1 protein-coding gene is annotated in these 1,454 nt (G+C 44.6%); it reads left to right on the top strand.

The window, feature by feature from the left end:
- Positions 1–572 precede the first annotated feature (572 nt).
- Positions 573–1,397, top strand: a complete 825-nt coding sequence (locus PY364_RS17060) for a biotin--[acetyl-CoA-carboxylase] ligase (protein ID WP_275524276.1) — start codon at positions 573–575, stop codon at positions 1,395–1,397.
- The last annotated feature ends 57 nt before the right edge of the window (positions 1,398–1,454 follow it).

The raw sequence follows: 1,454 nt of genomic DNA, 5'->3' as shown, positions 1-1,454 counted from the left end.
CGGTAACAATACCGCCAAGATGGCGGCGTTACTGATAGTTTTGCGTAAGTCCTGAATTAACAGTTAACAGTTAACAGTTAACCGCTATATTTTGCTTTGTTCGCTTCCGCAAAGGCTCTATAAAAACGATAAAGCCCAAGAAAAAACGAACTCAGTCTCTTTGACTGATAGCGTTCCTCCCGGGCTTTTCTCCCGCCGTGTAACTGGCTAGTTATTCCTTAAAATTAAATATTTAGGCTTGCCAGTTTGCTTCTCTTGGACCAGCACTTGAATTTTCTAAACTTAATTAGATTTTTTGTTCAAATCGGAACCCTAGAAGCTGCTAATTTTTTTAACTTTTGTCTAGAAAAATCTTGTGTGTAACTCAAAGATTTATTCGAGACTTTTAGTTATTGTAAGATACGTAACTTTTTGAAATGTAGCAATAGTAAAATATGATTACTATGCCATTAATGTTCAGACGTTAACAGCATTTTTTTAGGCAAACTGTATATTAAACTACAAAATAGTGCTATTCTGAGATTTTAAGATTAAGATTCGCTGACATAGTAATTTAGGATTGAAATCAAGCTTTGTCTGAGTTGCCTTTAATGCCCCTGTCCGCATCTGCCGATCGCACCCCCGAAAACCTTCCTGAGTGGTTGCATTGGGTGGATACTTGCCCCAGTACGAACACTTGGGCGAGCGATCGCGCGTCAGAGATCCAACACGGGGATGTCGTGTTTACGAGGCTACAAACCTCTGGGCGCGGGCAACAGGGACGCATTTGGTATGCGCCAACGGGTGTTTTAACTGCTAGTTTTGTGTGCGATCGCTTGCACCCTTCGCAGTTACCGGGACTCAGTTTAGCCGCCGCTTTAGCCGTAATTTATGCGATCGAGGATTTAGTGCCTGATTGTCGTGGTATGCTGCGTCAGAAATGGCCTAACGATGTGTTGATTGGCGATCGCAAGTTAGCCGGAATTCTCTGCGAGGCGAATTCTGGTAGCGGTTCGGGTAGTGCTCGCGCGATCGTAGGGGTGGGGCTCAACCGCTGTGTTGATTTTGCGGAGGCGGGACTGGATGCGAAGGCGATCGGCAATGCGATCGCTTTGCAGTCTATTTCTAGTATAGTGCCCGATGAACTCTCTCTCCTAGAGCGGTTGCGGCATTATTTGCTGGAACTAGCCGATCTGCTTTCCAGGGTAGATCCAACAGGGAAAAATAGCGGTTTAGCCCTGTTGCTGCCAGAGTTACGCCGTCGCGATGCCCTTCGCGATCGCGCGATCGTCCTCGAACTGCCTTCGGAAGCGATCGCAGGAGTCGCGATCGGCATTGATGAATCAGGCAGATTATTACTACGTTTGCCCGATAATCAAATACGAGCCTTTACATCTGGGCGCATTCGATGGAATTGAATTAAAAAGTATTTTATTAATTAGAATTATACCTTAAAATTTACTTAATTAAGACTA

The sequence above is a fragment of the Kamptonema sp. UHCC 0994 genome, assembly GCF_029167235.1.
In the GTDB taxonomy this organism is placed as follows: Bacteria; Cyanobacteriota; Cyanobacteriia; order Cyanobacteriales; family Microcoleaceae; genus Kamptonema.
The sequence above is the reverse complement of the archived record's forward strand: the minus strand, read 5'-3'. Positions and strand labels throughout refer to the sequence as shown.